General features: G+C 74.0%; 14 protein-coding genes and 1 tRNA gene. 6 read left to right on the top strand and 9 right to left on the bottom strand.

The window, feature by feature from the left end:
• Nucleotides 1–981: 981 nt before the first annotated feature.
• The gene (locus tag ACYVOO_RS31225) at nt 982–2,913 is read right to left on the bottom strand and encodes a putative bifunctional diguanylate cyclase/phosphodiesterase (protein ID WP_461019068.1); all 1,932 of its coding nucleotides are present in this window, start codon (nt 2,911–2,913) and stop codon (nt 982–984) included.
• Nucleotides 2,914–3,316: 403 nt separating this feature from the next.
• Here ACYVOO_RS31225 and ACYVOO_RS31220 point away from each other — a divergent pair, with 403 nt between their 5' ends.
• Nucleotides 3,317–4,519 carry a M6 family metalloprotease domain-containing protein gene (locus ACYVOO_RS31220; RefSeq protein ID WP_461019067.1) on the top strand — a complete coding sequence of 401 codons (1,203 nt, stop codon included), beginning with the start codon at nt 3,317–3,319 and terminating at the stop codon, nt 4,517–4,519.
• A 73-nt stretch (nt 4,520–4,592) separates the two neighbouring features.
• Here the strand turns inward: ACYVOO_RS31220 and ACYVOO_RS31215 are convergent.
• From ACYVOO_RS31215 to ACYVOO_RS31190, 6 genes are all read right to left on the bottom strand, one after another.
• Nucleotides 4,593–4,666 (bottom strand) — tRNA-Lys (locus ACYVOO_RS31215).
• Complete coding sequence (locus ACYVOO_RS31210) at nt 4,657–5,397, bottom strand: bifunctional DNA primase/polymerase (RefSeq protein ID WP_461019097.1); 741 nt, start codon at nt 5,395–5,397, stop codon at nt 4,657–4,659. Before ACYVOO_RS31210 ends, ACYVOO_RS31215 begins: the two co-directional genes overlap by 10 nt.
• A 497-nt stretch (nt 5,398–5,894) precedes the next feature.
• Nucleotides 5,895–6,257 (bottom strand): hypothetical protein, encoded by a 363-nt coding sequence (locus ACYVOO_RS31205; protein ID WP_453345640.1) that lies wholly within the window; start codon nt 6,255–6,257, stop codon nt 5,895–5,897.
• A gap of 188 nt (nt 6,258–6,445) precedes the next feature.
• Nucleotides 6,446–7,753, bottom strand: a complete 1,308-nt coding sequence (locus ACYVOO_RS31200) for an AAA domain-containing protein (RefSeq protein WP_461019096.1) — start codon at nt 7,751–7,753, stop codon at nt 6,446–6,448.
• 493 nt (nt 7,754–8,246) lie between these two features.
• The gene (locus ACYVOO_RS31195; RefSeq protein WP_461019066.1) at nt 8,247–9,788 is read right to left on the bottom strand and encodes a hypothetical protein; all 1,542 of its coding nucleotides are present in this window, start codon (nt 9,786–9,788) and stop codon (nt 8,247–8,249) included.
• Nucleotides 9,779–11,017, bottom strand: coding sequence for a hypothetical protein (locus ACYVOO_RS31190; RefSeq protein WP_461019065.1), 1,239 nt, complete (start codon nt 11,015–11,017; stop codon nt 9,779–9,781). The genes ACYVOO_RS31195 and ACYVOO_RS31190 overlap by 10 nt, the downstream gene beginning before the upstream one ends.
• A gap of 196 nt (nt 11,018–11,213) precedes the next feature.
• Here ACYVOO_RS31190 and ACYVOO_RS31185 point away from each other — a divergent pair, with 196 nt between their 5' ends.
• Nucleotides 11,214–11,813, top strand: coding sequence for a histidine phosphatase family protein (locus tag ACYVOO_RS31185; RefSeq protein ID WP_461019064.1), 600 nt, complete (start codon nt 11,214–11,216; stop codon nt 11,811–11,813).
• A 123-nt stretch (nt 11,814–11,936) separates the two neighbouring features.
• On the opposite strand, the gene ACYVOO_RS31180 is transcribed toward ACYVOO_RS31185, so the two are convergent.
• Nucleotides 11,937–13,370, bottom strand: a complete 1,434-nt coding sequence (locus ACYVOO_RS31180) for a tetratricopeptide repeat protein (RefSeq protein WP_461019063.1) — start codon at nt 13,368–13,370, stop codon at nt 11,937–11,939.
• 186 nt (nt 13,371–13,556) lie between these two features.
• Between ACYVOO_RS31180 and ACYVOO_RS31175 the strand changes: the two genes are divergently transcribed.
• Both ACYVOO_RS31175 and ACYVOO_RS31170 read left to right on the top strand, forming a co-directional pair.
• Nucleotides 13,557–14,003, top strand: a complete 447-nt coding sequence (locus ACYVOO_RS31175; RefSeq protein WP_461019062.1) for a hypothetical protein — start codon at nt 13,557–13,559, stop codon at nt 14,001–14,003.
• 319 nt (nt 14,004–14,322) lie between these two features.
• Nucleotides 14,323–15,234, top strand: a complete 912-nt coding sequence (locus ACYVOO_RS31170; protein ID WP_461019061.1) for a spermidine synthase — start codon at nt 14,323–14,325, stop codon at nt 15,232–15,234.
• Nucleotides 15,235–15,252: 18 nt separating this feature from the next.
• Here the strand turns inward: ACYVOO_RS31170 and ACYVOO_RS31165 are convergent, their stop codons facing one another.
• The gene (locus ACYVOO_RS31165) at nt 15,253–15,789 is read right to left on the bottom strand and encodes a hypothetical protein (protein WP_461019060.1); all 537 of its coding nucleotides are present in this window, start codon (nt 15,787–15,789) and stop codon (nt 15,253–15,255) included.
• A 32-nt stretch (nt 15,790–15,821) separates the two neighbouring features.
• Here ACYVOO_RS31165 and ACYVOO_RS31160 point away from each other — a divergent pair, with 32 nt between their 5' ends.
• Both ACYVOO_RS31160 and ACYVOO_RS31155 read left to right on the top strand, forming a co-directional pair.
• Nucleotides 15,822–16,577: a response regulator transcription factor gene (locus ACYVOO_RS31160; RefSeq protein WP_461019059.1), complete on the top strand. Its 756-nt coding sequence runs from the start codon at nt 15,822–15,824 to the stop codon at nt 16,575–16,577.
• Nucleotides 16,574–18,004: a HAMP domain-containing sensor histidine kinase gene (locus ACYVOO_RS31155; RefSeq protein ID WP_461019058.1), complete on the top strand. Its 1,431-nt coding sequence runs from the start codon at nt 16,574–16,576 to the stop codon at nt 18,002–18,004. The genes ACYVOO_RS31160 and ACYVOO_RS31155 overlap by 4 nt, the downstream gene beginning before the upstream one ends.
• Nucleotides 18,005–18,076: the final 72 nt, after the last annotated feature.

The raw sequence follows: 18,076 nt of genomic DNA, 5'->3' as shown, positions 1-18,076 counted from the left end.
GGCCGGTGGCACGGGTTGTGCCCACCCTCCCCCAGCTACCGCTGGGAGGTGCCCCCTCGCCCGCGGGACGATTGCCCACAACTGTTTTGGCGCCGTCGCCCGGCGGGGCGTCCCTGTGTGGGGCGGTTCGCCGTTTTCGGGTGCGGGCCGGTGGCTTCGGCGCGGCGTGTGGACCGGTAGTACGCGGCTGGCGCCGCGTGTTTCTTGGCTCGGGTCGTGGTTGTGGGTGTGTGGGTGGGGGGTGTCCGGTGCCGGGGTGGGGTGTCTCCTCGGCGTGAAGGTCTCGTGCACGGCTCTCCGCCGGTGACTTTCTCGACCTGCGGGGACACCCCACCCCGTCCCCGTCCCGCCGGTGGCACTCTGCCACTCCGGGTCCGCCGAGGTCGGCTCCATGACGTGCGGCGGCACGAAAATCAGCGCGGGACCCTACGGTTCCCGCTTCACGGGCCCACCGTCCCGCGCAACACCCCCCTGTCAGGGGTGCGCCTACCCGAGTGCCCCTCGGGGTTTCGTTCGCGGCTGCGGGCCGGTGGGTGGGTTGTGCCCACCGTTCCGCCATGCGGAACGCTTGCCCGCAACAGTGGGAGCGGGCCGGAGGTTGGCCACCGGGTGGGAGGGGACGTGGTGGGGTGTCCCCGCAAGTGGTGGCGACTGTACAGGCAGCCGAAAAGCCGACCCGCACTTGTCGCCGCCCGAGGAGACACCCCGGCACGGCACCGACCCCCACCACACAGGCACCCCACGACCACCGGCACAAGCCAAGAATCACGCGGCGCCAGCCGCGACGCACCGCAACCACACGCCGCGCCGAAGCCACCGGCCAGGCAGCCGAACACGGCGCCAAGTCACACGACGCCACCCCCGTGCCGCGGCACAAAAACCAGCGCGGGACCCTACGGCAACCCCTTCACCGGCCAACCGTCCCGCGCAACACCCCCGTGAAGGGAGAACCCCAAAAACCCCGAACCGCCCAGCGCAGCGCTACCGCAACAGCGCGTCGATGCGCTCCGCCGGCATGGGCTTGGCGTAGTGCCAGCCCTGGCCCGTGTCGCAGCCGATGCGACGGAGCCGTTCCGCCTGCGCCGGCCCCTCCACGCACTCGGCGGTCACCGTCAGCCCCAGCTTGTGCGCGAGCTGCACGAGCGCGGCCACGATCGTCTCGTCGGCGGGATTGGTGTGCCGCGCGGTACGGAACCCCCGCACGAAGGAGCCGTCCAGCTTGAGGGCGCGGACGGGGAGGCGGCTGAGGTAGGCGAGGTTGGAGTAGCCGGTGCCGAAGTCGTCGATGGCGATGCGCACGCCCATCTCGCTCAGCGCCTGCAACGCCTGGAGGGGCCGCCCCGCTGACCCCATCACCGCCGACTCGGTCAGTTCGAGCTGGAGCAGCCCTGAGGGCAGCCCGGTCTCGTCGAGGATGCGGGCCACGTCGGCGACCAGATCCGAGTCCCAGACCTGGCGCACTGCCACGTTCACGCTGACGAAGAGCGGCGGCCCGGGATGTTCCAGCATCCAGCGCCGGGCCTGGCGGCACGATTCGGCAAGCACCCAGCGGCCCAGCGGAACGATGGCGCCGTTCTCCTCGGCGAGCCCGATGAACTGGTTGGGCCCGAGCGTGCCGAACCGCGGATGCCGCCAGCGCACCAGGGCTTCCACGCCGCGCAGCGCGTCGTCGGCGAAGCCCACGATGGGCTGGTACTCCACCACGAACTCGCCGTGCTCGACGCCCCGGCGCAGCGTGCTCGACAGTTCCTGCCGGGTCATGCGGTGCGCGTTGCGCTCGGGGTCGAAGAGGGTCCAGCGCGCCTTGCCGTCGGCCTTCGCCCAGTACAGCGTGGTGTCGGCCGCCTGCATCAGTTCCGTGGGCCCGGTGCCCTCCGCCTCGCGCTCCACCACGCCGATGCTGGCGGAGACGGCGAGGCGCTGGCCCGCCAGGTCGAAGGGGCGTTGCAGGGCGGCCAGCAGGGACTGCGCCAGCTCGGACATCTGCTCCGTGCCCGTGGAGCTTTCCACCAGCAGCGCGAACTCGTCGCCACCCAGCCGTGCGACGAGGTGGCCGCCGCCGTACTCCTCGTCGTAGCCGCCGCAGTCCTCGGCGCACTGTGTGATCCGCCGCGCGACCGCGACCAGCAGTTCGTCCCCGATCCGGTGCCCGAGGGTGTCGTTGACGGCCTTGAAGCCGTCGAGGTCGAGGTAGCAGATGCCGATGCGGCCCGTGGCCGTGTCGCCGAGGGCCGTCGAGAGGCGCTCGAAGAAGAGGGTGCGGTTGGGCAGCCTGGTCACCGGATCGTGCATCTGGTGGTGACGCAGACGTTCCTGTAGGTCGCGCCGCTCGGTGATGTCCGTGACGGACAGCAGGGATTCGCCGCGGCGGGCCGTGGTGGTCACCGTGATCTCGGCCCACAGGGTGTGCCCGTCGGCGTGTTTGAGCCTGCTGGTGCAGCTCATCCGCTCGCCGCGGCCCTGGAGCACGTCGTGGTACGCGGCCCGTACGCGCTCGTCGAGCCGCAGCCCCGTCAGATCCGCGACGGGGGTCGAGGTGAGGGCCTGGGGGCGGGTGCCGAGCAGGGAGCCCAGCGCCCGGTTGGCGCTGAGCACGCGGCCGTCGCGGTCGACGACCGCCATGGGGAGCTGCGCCGCGTTGAAGGCGGCGCGGAAGTCCCCGCGCCGGGCGTGCGGCCCGCGGGCCGCCGAAGCGCCGGAGGCGGCACGGCCGTCCTGGCCGTCCTCGCCGCCCTGGCCCTCCTGGCCGTCCTCGCTTTCCTGACTGTCCTGACCGTCCTGACCGTCCTGGCCTTCCCGGGTCTTCCGCCGCGTTCGCCGTTCCTGGTGACGATTACCTTCCGTGATGGTTCGCGGTGGTGTTCCGGGGGCGTCGCCGGAGTTGTTGCCCGGTCCTTCGGGGGGTCCGTTCACCGATCGCTCCCACGGGGGACTCGACTCGTGCGGATAGGCCGGGCGGTCGGCCTGGGCGCCCAGAGGCGGATCCGCGCTGGAAATGTGCCGATCATAGAGGTTCGCGCCATAACCGAGCCAGTGTCCCCGGCGTCGATCAAGCCCATTGGTGCACGTGGGACGCACGTGTTCGCACGAGGGTGACCGAAACCCCTCGAAGGTGGGAACAAGCCTGATCGTCTACGACCGAGCATTACTCGGGGTAGTCATATCGCGGGTGACCCGACTGGACCAACGGAACAGGGCGTATACCGCCAAATCAGGACAGTGTGGAGGCGGTCCGCACTTCCTGATCCGGTGAGGTCGAGACGTGGCGCAAACGCGTATACCCGACGGGGTGGCCGCGGCGCGCGGTTGGCGTCGCATGGCCGCGGTTCTGACCGCTCTGACGGCCTTCATGGGCATGGCGCTCATCGCGGGCCCCGTGACAGCGCAGGCGGCGGGCGGCCCGTGCGCCCTGCCCAGGACCGATGCCCACCACTCGCTGGGCCTGGACTCCTGGAACCCCTCCTACCCCCGGCCGCGCGGCACCCTCGACGCGGCCATGATCTTCCTCTCCTTCCCCGACTCCCGGCCCCTGGCCACCCCGCGCGAACTGGCCGCCGACCACTTCCCGGCCACCACGCGGTTCTTCACGCGCGCCTCCTACGGCGCGTTCACGCTGCGCCCGCACCCGGCCAAGCGCTGGATCGAGATGCCGCAGGAGTCCACGTCGTACGAGATACAGCGCGACTGGGACTCCGGCAGGCGCGGCTCCTACCTGCGCGACGCGGTGGCGGCGGCCGACCCGCACGTGGACTTCGGCGCGTACGACTTCGTGTATCTCGTCGCCGACCCCGACGCGCCGGGCGTGAACTCGGACGCGACGAAGGTCGTCAACTTCGACGACCCCATCGAGGCCGACGGCACCGAGCTGCGCCGCCTCGTCACCGTCTTCGAGCAGAGCCCGCCCGACCGCAATGTCCTGGCCCACGAGACGGGCCATGTCTTCGACCTGCCCGACCTCTATCAGCGCCCCGAGGACGGCAAGGCCGACTGGGACACGTACGTCGGGGACTGGGACCTCATGGGAAGCCAGTTCGGACTGGCCCCCGACCCCTTCGGATGGCACAAGTGGAAGCTCGGCTGGCTGGAGCGCCGCAACGTCTCCTGCGTCCCCGACCGCGCCGGCACCAGCCGCCACACCCTCCGTCCGCTCGGAGCAGGGCCCCTGGGCGGCGCGGACGACAAGCGTCTGACCGTCGTCCGTACGGGCCCGTACGAGGCCCTCGCCCTGGAGGCGCGCGGCCGGTACGGGAATGACAGCGCCGTGTGCCAGAGCGGGGTGCTCATGTACTGGGTGCGCAGCGACCGCGCCTCGACGGAGGGCCCGGTCGAGGTCATCGACGGTCACCCGCGCCGGGGCGCCTGCGTGGGCAGCTCGGTCCTTCCGCAGCTCGCCGACGCCCCGCTGCGCGTGGGGGAGAGCTATGCGACGGAGCGGGGCGGTGGCGTGCGCGTGGAGGTCACGGGGCGCGGCGCCCGGCACGGGTGGGACGTCAAGGTCACGAGGGACGGCCCCGTGTGAGGGCGCCGGAGCCAGGGGTGGGGCCGGGAACGCCGAAGGCCCCTCGCTTCCGCGAGGGGCCTTCGACCGTCTGTGCGCCGCCAGGGACTCGAACCCCGGACCCGCTGATTAAGAGTCAGCTGCTCTAACCAACTGAGCTAGCGGCGCCTGCTGACGTCGTAGACCTTAGCATCACGATCCTGCGTTGTGAAAATCGATTGTTCACGCGCACGCCCTTCCCCACCTGCGCGGACGGAGCGGAAGGAGCGCATCGTGCGGACGCAGGCCCAGAGCAGCACCTCGGGCCCGGGCAGCCAGGGGTACCGCACGTCGGGCGCGACGAGCCAGCGCGAGGCGGGGCGGTCGGCGGTGTCGGACGGGGGAGGACCGGCGGGGCGGAGGGCCGGGATGGTGACGGCGTCGCCGATGCCGTGGCAGAGCAGCGGGGGGATCGTTTCCGCGGGGCCGTCGGACTCGGACTCGGCCCCGGACTCGGGGCCCTCCGCGACCTCCCCCGAGCCGTGCGGCGTGCGCCACTCTTCCCAGTTCAGCAGCGCGGGGAGCCGCTGCGCCGTGCCCGGCGCGGCGAAGAGCAGGGCGCGTCCCCGGTGCGCGGCGACGGGGCCGCTGCCCGGGCCTCCCGACCAGAGCCGGTCGAGGAGGCGGCGTCCGAAGACGGGCGACGTGCTCACGATGTCGAAGACCGTGCCGCAGGGCAGCACGCTGGGCGCGGTGGGGCGCAGGCTCCACAGGGCGTGGACACTGCGCGGGAAGGCGCTGGCGGAGGCGAGCCAGTCGGCTCCGGCCGGGGTGACGTGGGCGGGGCCCGTGGGCTCCTCCGCCTCCGCTTCCGCTTCCTCCTCCGCCCACTCGGCCCGCTCGGCTCCCTCGGGCCACAGGGACCACGCGTGTCGCCCGGGCCGCTCCGGTCGCTCCGGTCGCTCCGAGGAGGGGAACGAGGTGGTGCCATGCGTGCCCAGTGGGGTGCGAGTGGGGCGGGTGTCACGGACGTCACGGGTGTCACGGGTGGAGCCGCGGGACGAAGTGATCGAGGCGAGCTGGAAGACGTCCGAGTGCTGAGGAGGGGTTTCCCCGTGCCAATCGCTCATGGCATATACGTGTAGCGAAAGACGGGGTTCCGTTTCTGTGGATTGACAGAAATCGGGACAACGTCGCCGAGGGTCCGCTATCTTTCGCTGCGCATATGCCACATCATGATCGGGCGGCCGGACAGCAGTCCGGTTCCTCTCAGCCGTTCCGAGGGCGCCATGGCCTCGCGGTGGCCCCGGTCCCCTCAGCCTTTCCGGGGACCCGCGGTGCGGACGTCACCCGCGCCCGCGCCGCCGACGTCACCGCGCCCGCGCCGCGGCGTCGCCCCCGGCTCCCGGCGCCGACGTCACTCCGGCCCGCGGTCGGCGAGCAGCTCGCGGCCGAACTCGATCATCTTCCGCGCGTAGTCCTCGGTCCACTCACCGCGCTCCGCGATGGCCGCCTCCGAGAGCCGGTCGAAGCGCTTGGGGTCGGCGAGCTGTGCCGCCGCGATGGCCTGGAACTCCACGGCGCGGTCGGCGGCGGCACGGAAGGCCAGCGCCAGCTCGGTGGCCCGGCCGAGCAGCTCGCGCGGGTCGGCCATGGACTCCAGGTCGAAGAAGTGCTCCGCGTCGGGTGCCGCGTCCGACGGTTCGAACAGCAGCGGTGCGGGCCGGCGGAAGCGCGGCGCACTGCCGCGCGGATCCGGAGCCGAGTGCGGCTCGGGCATCTGGCTACCTCCAGGGTCGTGGGCCGCGTTCCATTGTGCGCTTCCCGCTCACGCTTCCCGCCGGACGCTTTCCCGCGGGCCCTTCCGGTGGGACGGCCCGGGAGCCTGCCCCGCGCACTCGCCGCGCGCTCCCTCCTCTCTACCCCCGGCACGCGTGGACTACGGGCCCAGGCCCGGCCCCGTACGGGCTAAGGGGCCCGCACCCCCGTGACCTGCCCCTCCCACCGGACCGCGTGCTCCGCGAGGTGGGCGAGGACCGCGTGGTTGGCCTCCCAGCCGTCGGGGAACTTGACCTCGACGCCGAGCTGGACGGGCTCCGTCGAAGGATGCTCGTCCAGCAGCTCCCGCACCCCCGCCCTGCACACCACCACGCACGCGTGCCGGTGCCGCGAGGCCAGCACGCACAGGCGCCCCGTCTCCAGGTGGAACGCCGTCGCGTCCGGGCGGCCCGAGAGCGGATGCAGCACGACGGTGACGTCGAACTCGCGGCCCTGGAGCCGGTTCGCCGTGTCCACCGTGACGCCCTCGACCCCCAGCCCGGCGAGGGCGCCCCGCACGGCCGCCGCCTGGTCGCGGTGCGCGGTGCCGACGGCGATCCGGTCGGCGGTCAGCGGCGTCGGTGCGGGGGAGCGCTCGCTGACGGCCGCGCCCTCGCGGTCCAGCAGCCGCCGCACCACCTGGGCGACGGCCGCGACCGCCTCCGGGTCCGTGCGGGGCGTGCGCCGCTCCGGCAGCTCCAGCAGCCCCCAGCCAGCGCTGGCCGCCTCGTCGAGGACGCGGTCGACGGCGGAGCCGTCGGAGGGCGCGCCGAAGGAGAGGGCGCGGTCGCCCGCCTCCGTGCCCGCGCGGAAGGGCGTGAACGGGTAGAAAGCGGAGGACACCAGCGGCGCGGCCGAAGCGGGCAGCCGCCAGGAGACGGGGAGGCGGTGCTGGGGCAGGCCGGGGTTGTGCGAGAGGAGCGTGGCGACGGCGCTCGCCGACGGGTCGTACGACAGCCCCGCCCACTGCTCGGCGCCGACCTGGCTGAACGGGTCGAGCTGGCCGGGATCGCCGACGAACAGCGCCCGCTCGAAGAGCCCGGCGACGGCGAGCAGCGCGTCCGAGCGCATCTGATACGCCTCGTCCACGATCGCGTAGGGCCACGGCTCCTCGGTCTTGACCCATGCCCACTTGGCCGAGGTGGACACGACGACGTTCAGCTCGGCGAGATCGGCGGGCTTGGCCGAGGTGACGACGGAGGGGTGCTCGTCGAGCACGGGGTCGTACGGATGCGGCTCGCTGCTGTGCAGACGGCCGACGGGCAGCTCGGGATCGGCCGTCGCGAGGCGGTCCACGAGGTCGTCCACCTGCGCGTTCGTCTGCGCCACGACCATCAGCCGGTGCCCGGCAGCCGCCAGTTCGCGCGCCGCGCGGACGACGAGCGTGGACTTGCCGGCGCCGGGCGGCGAGTCCACGACCACGCCCCGGTCCGTGCCGTGCAGCGTGTCGCGGAGGATCGCGTCGGTGGCGCGGGCCGCGGCGTCACCGGGCGAGAGCGCGCGCGACGCCTCTGCGGCCTGCGTGGTCTGTGCGGGCGCTGCGCTGTGGGGTGCGGCGGTCAACGGTGCTCCTGACGGCGGCTCGGGTCGGTGGGACGGCGCGGGCTCCTATGACGCACGGGACCCGTGACGGGTACGGGCCTCGCGGGGCGTACGGGATCCGTGACGCGTACCGGACCTGTGACGCACCCGGGTCCCGCGTCGCGTACGGGACCCGCGTCGCGTACCGGACCTGTGACGGGTACAGGCCTCGCGGCACGTACGGAACCCGCGTCGTGTACGGGGCCTGCGTCGTACCCGGGCCCCACGGCGCGTACCGGACCTGTGATGCACCCGGGCCCCACGGCGCGTACCGGACCCGTGGTGCACCCGCGCCCCACGTCGCGTACGAGACCCGTCACGCGTACGGAACCCACGTCGCGTACACGTGCCGCGTCGCTCGCGTACCCGTTCACAGCAGGTCCTCGGCCGTCACCGGGTCAGGCGCGTCAGGGACGGTGGCCGTGGCGGGCGGGCCGCCGTGCGTCCAGGGGGTGTCCTCCTGCCCCGGGAGCCCGGGGCCGCCCCTGGGCGCGTGCTCGAAGAGGGTCCAGCACACCCTGTCGCCCTTCTCGGGAACGGTGCCGGGCGCCGGTTCCCTGGCGCGGCCCATGCCGTTGACGAGCCGCACCGTGAGCAGTCCAGGGCCCTCGTACGCCACGAACTCGGCGCTCTGCTGGCCCCCTTCGGGCAGCACTCTGTGCACCTTGCCGCCCTCGGACACATGCGGCTCGTCGTCCGTGCGGACCGTGACCAGGGGGCGCGGCATCGGCCGCTTGCCCTCCGAGAACGCGGGCTCCACCTCGACGACCTCCCCCGCGAACGCCTCGCCCGTCAGCCGTCGCGCCGCCATCGCCAGGGGGTCGTCCAGCGCCTCCTGCGCCTCAAGCCGTGCCTGCGCCTGCTCGCGGGTGGCGAGCTTCTGCGCGGCGGCGACGGCGTCGTCCCTGCGCGGCTGGGGCGGCTCGCCCGCGCGCAGCCGGTCGCGATGGCCGGTGTACGAGAGGCGGTCGCGTCGCCAGCGCTCGGGGACGCGCTCGCCCTCGGGCAGCCCGCGCAGCAGCTCGACGCCGTGCCACACCGCGTCCCACGTCGGGCGCAGTTGCGAGGCGATCAGCTCGCGCACCTGCTCCTCGGCGCCGGGCAGCCCGGCGTCGAACCGCTTGACGGCGGGGGCCAGCAGCTTGTTGTCGAACGCCGGATCGGTGGCGGGACCGGCGGGCGGCACGACGAGCTGGCCCGCCGCGTCCCGCTCGATCTCCGCGCGCAGCGCCGCCTCGGCGCCGGACTCCGCGCCCTCCGGGGGCGTTATCCAGGCGAGCAGCGCGCCCAGGTGCTGGTCCTCCAACTGGCTCTGACCCGTGGCCCAGTGCCGGGTCAGCAGCTCGGTCATGGGCAGCAGCAGGGACTGGCCAGGCACGCGGGCCCGCTCGGCGTAGTGCGTCAGCCAGCGCCCGAGCAGGGGGACGCGCGGGGGCGCCGGATACGCGGCGTCCGGGTCCTCCTCCGCCGTACGACGGAAGCGCATCGAGCGGCCCAGGAGGCGCACGAAGCCGACGCCAGGGGAGTTGGGGACGAGCAACTGGGGCGCGTCCGCGCACACCTCGGCCTGGACGGGCACCTTCTTGCCGGTCTCCGGATCGGTCTCCTTGCGCTCCTCCAGCTCGACGTCGTCGAGCGCGGACTCGATGTGCGGCAGCACGGCGTCGGCCAGCTCCGCCAGGAACGTGAACCGCAGATCGCGGTCGCGCGGCTGCGGGACGACGAGCAGCCGGGGCGCGTCCTGATCGTCCCCCACGAGGGCGCCGAGCGGGGCGCCGGTCTCGCCCGCCGTGGTCAGCGGGACGAGGACGAAGGGGCGCTGCGCGAGATGCCGGTGCCGGACCGTGGCGACGGGCCGCGCCCGCCCGCTCGCCACGGCCTCCATGCGCGCCAGCGCGGACATCAACGACACGGGGACGCCTCCTTCGCGGACTCGGGCTCGGGCACGGCACCGGGGGCGCACCCGCCCTCGACCAGCGCCTCCGCGCGCAGCCGTGCCGCGCGGCGCAGCGCCGTCGTCGCCGGATCGTCGTCAGGGGAGGCGGGGCCGTGGGCGGCGGCGAGGACTTCGGTCACCGTCGTCAGACCGCCCAGCTCACCGCGTGTCGCGCGGCCCAGCGCCTCGACCGCGCCCTGGGACCGCGCCCGGTCCCGGCAGTGGAAGGCCAGCTCGCAACTGGCGAGGCACTCGGGCGCGTAGGCGGCGGGGACCGACTCGACGGAGGCCGTCAGCTCGGACACGGGCGCCGACGGATCAAGGCTCGCGCCCTCTGGGAGGGCAGCGGCGATCTCCTCGACCCGGGTGAGGCGCCCGAGCTGGCGGCGGGTGGTGGCGCGCTGCTTGCGGATGTCGACGCGCGCTGCCGTCGGCAGGTTGGAGAAGTCCTTCGGGCAGACTAGCAGCGCCTTCTCGCGCACCGTGCACAGCCCGTCCAGCGCCAGCGCGTACACCGCCGCCTGACGGGCCGCAGCGCCGACCTTCGCCGGATCGGCGGCGCCGTCCAGGATCGGGAAGGACTTGATCTCGATCACCGTGCAGGTGCCGTCCGGATGCACGGCGATCGCGTCCGGTTCCAGATACGCGAGCGAGCCCGCGACCTCCAGCGCCAGCATCGGATGGTCCAGCAGCGACCACCCCTCCGGCGCCCCCGTCAGCGCCAGCCGGGTGCGCTCGGCGCGCCCCGCCGGGCCGTCGGCCGCGAGGTCCGGCACGGCGATCCCGTCCGCCTCCGGCGGCTCCTCGCCCGTACGCGCGCACAGCAGCCGGATCAGCTCGGCGCCGCCGTCCGCCTTGACCTGGGCCTCGAAGGCGTTGCCGCGGACGAAGGCGAACTGCGACTGCCCGAAGGAGGCCGGAGCGCCCAGTGCCTCGGCGAGCGCCCCCTTGTCCACCCCGGCGCCGTCGAGCAGAGCGCGGCGGTCGCAGCCGGGGTTCGCCGCGAGGGCAGCGAGGGCGCGGGCATCGAGCGGGCGCTGCGGGACGCCGGGGCCGCGCAGCTCGGCGAGCCGCCGGTGCAGCGCCTTCGCGCGCCCCGGCGCCTTCGGGTCCGCGCCGTCCGGGGTCCGGGCGCCCTGGGTCCGGGCGCCCCGGGACCCGCCGTCCGTTGTCTGCGGCGGCACGCGGCCTTGGGATGTGGTCATCGGCGTTCGCCTCGCGGGAGATTGCAGTACCCGCGGAAGTCTGGCATCCGCCGCCGACAATCGTGCCCCTGACGTCCACGGCGACACCCCTGGCCCTCCCGGCACGGGCCCCGCGACGGCCCCGGAAGTCGCCCGGCGATCAGTTGCGCGAAGATGGAGAGGAGCAGATCAGGCCGTAGATGCGGAAGAGGTACCGATGGCAGCGCGCATCCTGCTGGTGCGGCACGGACAGACCGAGTGGTCCGTGACCGGCCAGCACACAGGCCGCACAGACATCCCCCTGCTGGACGAGGGCCGCGCGGCGGCCAAGCTGCTCGGCGAGCGGCTGCACAGGTCCCCCTGGGACGGACTCCCCGGCGTCGAGGTGCGCACCAGCCCGCTCTCGCGGGCCCGCGAGACCTGCGACCTCGCGGGCTTCGGCGACGGGCGTGCCCAGGAGTGGGACACGCTGATGGAGTGGGACTACGGCGCCTACGAGGGCCTGGTGCCCGAGCAGATCCGGGAGCGCGCGGGGGAGGACTGGTTCATCTGGCGCGACGGAGTCGAGGGCGGCGAGGCGCTCTCCTCGGTCGGCGCGCGCATGGACGAGGTCGTCGAGTGGGCCCGTTCGGCCGAACGCGACGTGATGGTCTTCGCGCACGGCCACGTGCTGCGCGTCCTGGGCGCCCGCTGGCTGGGCTACGACCCCGCCTTCGCCGCCCGGCTGCGCCTTTCCCCCGCCTCGCTCTCGGTCCTGGGCTGGGCCTACGGCGCCCCCGCGATCGAGCGCTGGAACGACACGGGCCACCTGGACTGAGCCGCCGGGCCGATCGGGACGAGACCGGGAGCCCGCGAGGCCCCGGCACGCCCGGAGCCCGGGACACAGGCCCCGGGCTCCGGAAGGCCGGACCGTACGACGCGGATCAGGCCGCGATCCGGATCAGGCCGTACGCGGCAGATGGCCCAGGAAGGCGGCCACGGAACGTTCCTCCGCGAACGGACGCAACCGTTTCGCCGCCGTCTCCAGCATCGCGCGGATACGGGTGGACTGCACCGGACCCAGCAGCGCCAGCGCCCTGCTGCCCGCGTCGGCGGCCTCGTCGGGGCGCCGCTGCGCCGCGAGGTCACCGGCCAGCTCGGCGGTGAAGAGCGCCGTGTTGCGCACGAAGTGCGGGTCCTGGAGGGCCACGGCGCGACGGGCGTGCTCCGCGGCGCGCCCCCAGTCGCCGAGCGCCGACCAGCACTGCGCCTCCAGGCCCTCCAGCTCGGCCTCACCGAAGAAACTCATCCATTCGGGGTCGGCGTCGGAGGGGCCGGAGCCGAACAGCGTGTGCGCCCTGGACAGCGCCTCCTCGCAGGCGGTGCGGTCGCCGAGCCCGGCCCAGCCGCCCGCCTCCCGCAGGGTGAGCAGCGACAGCAGCCGCGCGGAGCCCAGATGCTTCGCCGCCTGCTGCCCGGCCTGCGCGGCCCGTACGGCCTCGCGCGGGCGGTCCGCGTCGCGGGCGAGGAAGGCCGTGTTGCAGAAGGCGTGCGCCTCCAGCGCGGGGTCCCCCGCGACGCGCGCGGTGGCCAGCGCCTCCGCGTAGTGGGAGCGGGCGTCGCCGAAACGGCCCGAGTCGTGGGCCAGCCAGCCCACGGAGATGGCGAGTTCACCGGCACCGGCGTGCAACCTGTCGGACACGGCACGGCGGTGCGTACCGGCGTCGAGCAACTCGTAGGCGGCGCGGAGCGAGTCGCCCGCACGTTTGTAGAGGCCGTCGGCGCCGTGCCGGTCGTCGAGCAGGCGGATGTGGCGCACGGCCCGCTCGACGGCCTCGGCCTCGGAATCGCCGACCCGTCTCGCGGAAGAGGCGGCCGTGGGGGCTGCGGCGCTGGCCTTGCCCGCTGCGGGGCCACCGAACGAAACGGTCGCCAGGGCGGCGGAGCCGCTGGTCATGAACGCGCGGCGTAGCACGTCGCTCTCCTCGTCGATCTTGGAACAGTCGATACGCCAGTGATGGCCCCTGGCGGTACGGATCTCTGTCTGGAGCAGCACCGGATGTATGGGCGCGTCATCACCTCCCAGCGCCCCCTTTTGAGTACGGGCCGCGCGTCCCCGCACGGACTCGCGGGGTGCGAAGCCCATGTCCATGAGCGAGTAGCCCGGAAACATGTGCAGGAAAACCCGCTCGTACGCGTAATTGGGACATTGGATCTCACCGGCCTCCACCCGCCCGATATAACGGGCATCGCAGGAGACCTGTTCGCCGATCTCGCGTGCGGACCGGCGTACGGCTGCTGCGAACTCGCCGGGCGACAGCGTGCCGCGCAGCCGCCGGAAGGCCGTGTTCGGCCCGCGACGCGAACCGCGTGACGCGGAAGGTGACGACGCCATGGCGGGACCGTACCGTCTGTGACGGGTTCGCCACACAGTGTTTGGCTACAAAACGGATATCTCACCCTTGATCCGCCATGAAGTGCCATCCTTTGCGGCGGTCGGCCGCCGTAGCCGTTGACGTCCCCGGGCGTTGAACTCGGCATGACCATCGCGGGCGAGGAGTTCGGAGGAGGGGCCCCTGTGTTGAACACTGGCGTAGGCAACGGCACCACCGTGGGCGGCGGGTGGGACGCCGCCCGGCGGACCACTCCGTCGGCCGGGGCGCCCGGCGCGGGCCTTCCGCGCCCGGAGCCCTGCGACTTGGTGACCGTCCCGGCCCGGCAGGGCCTGGAGGCGGTCGACATCCTCCGGCTGCGCGACGAGGTGGGCCCCGTGCTCCACGACGCGCCCGGCGACACCCTCGGGTTCCTCGTTCCGCCCGGTACGGCGGCCTGCTGGGACCTGCCGGGCAGCGCGTGCACGCAGACTCTCGTGCGTCCGCGCGCGACGGCCGAGGAGCCGCCTGTCGCGGGCACGGGGTGGCTCGTGCCGCCCGCCACCGCGTACGCGGTGGCCACCGAGCCCGCGCGGCTGCGGGAAGCGCTCGGCGAGGCGGCGCGCACCATCGAGGCCGCGGACCGCTGCCACTGATCCCCTCCGGGAGACTTCCCGGCCGCCGGGGCACCGGAACGGCGCCCCTCACCCCTGCGGGGTGGGGGTGAGGGCCGCCCGGCAGGTGTTCCCGGCCCACAAGGTGTGAGGGGTTTCCCGCCGTCGTGGCGGGGAGAGGGGGGAGCCGTGTTTCTCGGCCTCCCGGGGGAGGGGGAAGGCGGGCGCGCGGCGCGGTGGAAACGTGGAAGGGCCCACCGCGCCGCGCACCGTCACGGGCCTCGTACGACCGCACCGCACAGCGCCGCGTTCGCCCCGCACCCGCACCGCGCGACACAGCACCCTCGGCGATACTGGCCACGTGGCGAACGACAGGCGGCGAGGGCGAGCGCGGGCGCGTCAGGCGCGTGAGGCGCTGAGCGCGGACGTCGAAGGCGGCCTCGCGCAGTTGCTGCCCGACCCGGACAGGGCCCGCGCCTGGACCCTGCTACTGGACGGCGCCCCCCAGTCGCACGTCGATCTGGCGGACCCAGCCCACCTCGGCTTCGAGTACCAGCGCAGACTCGGCCACGTCGCCGACCTCGTGGCGCCCCCGGGGCGCCCGGTCCGGGTGCTGCACCTGGGCGGGGGCGCGCTCACCCTCGCCCGTTACGTCGCCGCCACCAGGCCGCGTTCCACGCAGCAGGTCGTGGAGGTGGACGCGCCGCTGGTGGCGTTCGTGCGCGAGTGGCTGCCGCTGGAACGGGAGTGGCGGATACGGGTACGCGGCGGCGATGCCCGCACCGGACTCGGGAAGCTCCCCGAGGGCTGGGCCGACCTCGTGATCGCGGACGTGTTCAGCGGAGCCCGCACCCCCGCGCACCTCACCACCACCGAATTCCTCGACGAGGTACGCCGCGTGCTGCGGCCCGGCGGCTACTACGCGGCCAACCTCGCCGACGGGCCCTCCCGTTCGTCGCGTACGGGCGGCTCCGGTGAGGCGCCGCTCGCGTACATGCGGGCCCAAGTCGCCACCGTGCGCGCGGTCTTCGCTGAGGCGTGTCTCGTCGCGGACCCGGCCGTGCTGCGGGGGCGGCGCTTCGGGAACGCCGTACTCCTCGCCTCCGACGGCGAGTTGCCCGTCGCCGAGCTGACGCGGCGCGCCGCGGGCGACCCCCACCCCGCACGCGTCGAACACGGCAAGGCGCTCGCGGACTTCGCGGCCGGAGCAGAACCCGTCAGGGACGCGACGGCGAGGCCCTCGCCCCTGCCGCCCGCGAACGCCTTCCGCTGACGGTCAGGGACGGCGCGGTCAGCCCTCGAACGTCTCGAGGCGGGGCGGGCCGTCGTCCCAGCGGCAGAAGACCGAGGACGACGTGTCACCCTTGGTGAAGGTCACACGGACCCAGTGGTCGGCCCGCCACACCTTCATGTCCCAGCCCGCGTGCGGCGTCGCCGACACCAGCGAGGCCGACGCCTCACCCATGTCGAACACGGCACGCCCTCCCGCGACGGTCTCGCCCTCCACGTTCCCCTCGGGCGCCGCCCCCGAGGGGCTGCGGGAACCGGTGGACGGCTTCTTCGAGGAGGAGCCGGTTCCGGGCGACTTCGACGGCTTGCGGGGAGCGCTCGTGGAGGGCTTCGGGGAGGAGGGGGAGGGCTTGGGCCGGTGGGTGGAGGAGGCGCGGGGCTCGGCCTGCGAGGGCGACGCTTCGGACAAGGGGAGGGCGCGCGGCGGATCGTAGGCCGTACCCGACAGCACGGTGTGGACGCCGAACCACGACAGCGTGACGGCCGCCCCCGTGGCCAGGGTCCACGCCGCCGCGTGCACCAGTCCTCGTCGTTGCATCCCGCACACTGTAATGGCGTACGGTTCCGCCCATGGCAAGTGTGCTCGTGGTCGAGGACGACCAGTTCGTACGCTCCGCCCTCATACGGCACCTCACCGAGGCGTCCCACACCGTGCGCAGTGTGGGCACGGCACTGGAGGCGCTGCGGGAGGTGGCACACGTCGGGTTCGACGTGGTCATTCTCGATCTCGGGCTCCCCGATCTGGACGGCGCCGAGGCGCTGAAGATGCTCCGGGGGATCACCGACGTACCCGTCATCATCGCCACGGCCCGCGACGACGAGACCGAGATCGTCCGGCTCCTCAACGACGGCGCCGACGACTACCTCGTCAAGCCCTTCTCCGTCGAGCACCTCTCCGCGCGCATGGCCGCCGTGCTGCGCCGCTCGCGCGGCGGTGCCGGGGCGCCGGGGGCCGTCGGCGAGGACCGCGTCATCCGCGTGGGCGGGCTCGCCATCGATCCGCTGCGGCGGCAGGCGGAGCTGGACGGGGCGCTGCTGGACCTGACGCGGCGCGAGTTCGACCTGCTGGCGTTCCTCGCCGGGCGGCCCGGCGTCGTCGTCGCGCGCAGGGAGCTGCTGGCCGAGGTGTGGCAGCAGTCCTACGGGGACGACCAGACCATCGACGTGCACCTCTCCTGGCTGCGGCGCAAGCTCGGCGAGACCGCCGCCAGCCCGCGCTATCTGCACACCCTGCGCGGCGTCGGCGTCAAGCTGGAGCCGCCACGGGAGGCAGGCGGGGCCGGAGGGTTCGGGGCGGCAGGGGAGGCAGGGGAGCCCGGGCCGTGAGATGGGCGCTGGTGAAGGTGTGCCTCGCCGTGACCGTCATGGTGGTGGTGGCCTTCGCCGTACCGCTCGGGCTCGTCGTCAAGGAGATGGCCCGCGACCGCGCGTTCTCGAACGCGGAGCGGCAGGCGGCGGCCGTCGGCCCCGCGCTCGCGATCACCACCGACCGGCAGGCGCTCAAGCGCGCCGTGGCCAGCACCCAGGCGGGTGCCGACGGGCGGCTGGCGGTGCACGTGCCCGGTGTGCCGGGCACGGCCGGTGCCAAGGGACGTGCGCCCGTGGTCGTCGGCGAGCGGCGCGCTTCGGAGGACGACCTGGCGACGGCGCAGCGGCTGGGCCGTGCGTCCAGCGTCTCCGTGCCCGGCGGCTTCGCGCTGCTCCAGCCCACCGCCGTGGCCAGCGGAAAGGTGGCCGTGGTCGAGGTCTTTGTACCGGACGACGAGGTCGGCAACGGCGTCACCACGGCGTGGGTGGTCCTCGCGGGCGTCGGGCTCGCGCTCGTCGTCGGCTCGGTCGCGGTCGCCGACCGGCTCGGCACCCGCATGGTCGGCCCCGCCGAGCGGCTGGCCGGTGCCGCGCACGACCTGGGCGAGGGCAAGCTGGGGGTGCGGGTGCCCGAGGAGGGGCCGACGGAGCTGCGCTCGGCGGCCGTCGCGTTCAACTCCATGGCCGACCAGGTCGTCCAGCTCCTCGCCAACGAGCGCGAACTGGCCGCAGACCTCTCGCACCGGCTGCGCACCCCGCTGACCGTGCTGCGGCTGAACGCCGCCTCCCTGGGCGAGGGCGACGCGGCCGAGCAGACGCGCTCGGCCGTCGCGCAACTGGAGGGCGAGGTGGACCAGATCATCCGTACCGCGCGGGAGCAGCGCGCACAGTCCACCGGCGCGGGCGTCACCTCGGGGAGCGACGCGGCCGAGGTGATCAGGGAGCGGATGGGCTTCTGGTCGGCGCTGGCCGAGGACGAGGGCCGCGAGGTGCGGCTCGCCGGGGTGGAGCGCCCGGTGCGGGTGCCGGTCGCGCGCGCCGAGCTGGCCGCCGCGCTCGATGCGATGCTCGGCAACGTCTTCCGGCACACGCCCGAGGGCACGGCGTTCTCGGTCGACGTGCACAGCGCGGAGGACGCCGTGATCATCCTGGTCTCGGACGCGGGCCGCGGCATCGCCGACCCGGCCGCGGCCCTGCGCCGGGGCCACGGCGACGGCGGCCCCGGTTCGACGGGGCTCGGCCTCGACATCGTGCGCCGGGTCGCGGAGTCGACGGGCGGCGATGTGCGGCTGGGACGCTCGGTGCTGGGCGGTACCGAGGTACGGGTGTGGTTGGCGCTGCACGGCGGGGGCCGCTTCGGTGCCGTACGGGCTCACCGCAGGACCTCCCGCCGACGGCACGGGCACCTCCTGGGACCCCTCCTGCCGGGACGACGCCGGGTCTGAACCGGGCCTGGTCCGGGCTTGAACCGGGCCTGGGCCGGGCGGGGCAGCGGTCCGGGACCCGTCGCCCCACGC

It is taken from the genome of Streptomyces daliensis, assembly GCF_054782395.1.
Note: the sequence above shows the minus strand (reverse complement) of the source record. Positions and strands in the feature narration are given on the sequence as shown.

Bases quoted from the DNA above. Each gene is read 5' to 3' on its own strand.
- ACYVOO_RS31190 (WP_461019065.1), bottom strand. From the start codon at position 11,017: ATGACCACATCCCAAGGCCGCGTGCCGCCGCAGACAACGGACGGCGGG.
- ACYVOO_RS31185 (WP_461019064.1), top strand. From the start codon at position 11,214: ATGGCAGCGCGCATCCTGCTGGTGCGGCACGGACAGACCGAGTGGTCC.
- ACYVOO_RS31205 (WP_453345640.1), bottom strand. From the start codon at position 6,257: ATGCCCGAGCCGCACTCGGCTCCGGATCCGCGCGGCAGTGCGCCGCGC.
- ACYVOO_RS31180 (WP_461019063.1), bottom strand. From the start codon at position 13,370: ATGGCGTCGTCACCTTCCGCGTCACGCGGTTCGCGTCGCGGGCCGAAC.
- ACYVOO_RS31160 (WP_461019059.1), top strand. From the start codon at position 15,822: ATGGCAAGTGTGCTCGTGGTCGAGGACGACCAGTTCGTACGCTCCGCC.
- ACYVOO_RS31165 (WP_461019060.1), bottom strand. From the start codon at position 15,789: ATGCAACGACGAGGACTGGTGCACGCGGCGGCGTGGACCCTGGCCACG.
- ACYVOO_RS31220 (WP_461019067.1), top strand. From the start codon at position 3,317: ATGGCCGCGGTTCTGACCGCTCTGACGGCCTTCATGGGCATGGCGCTC.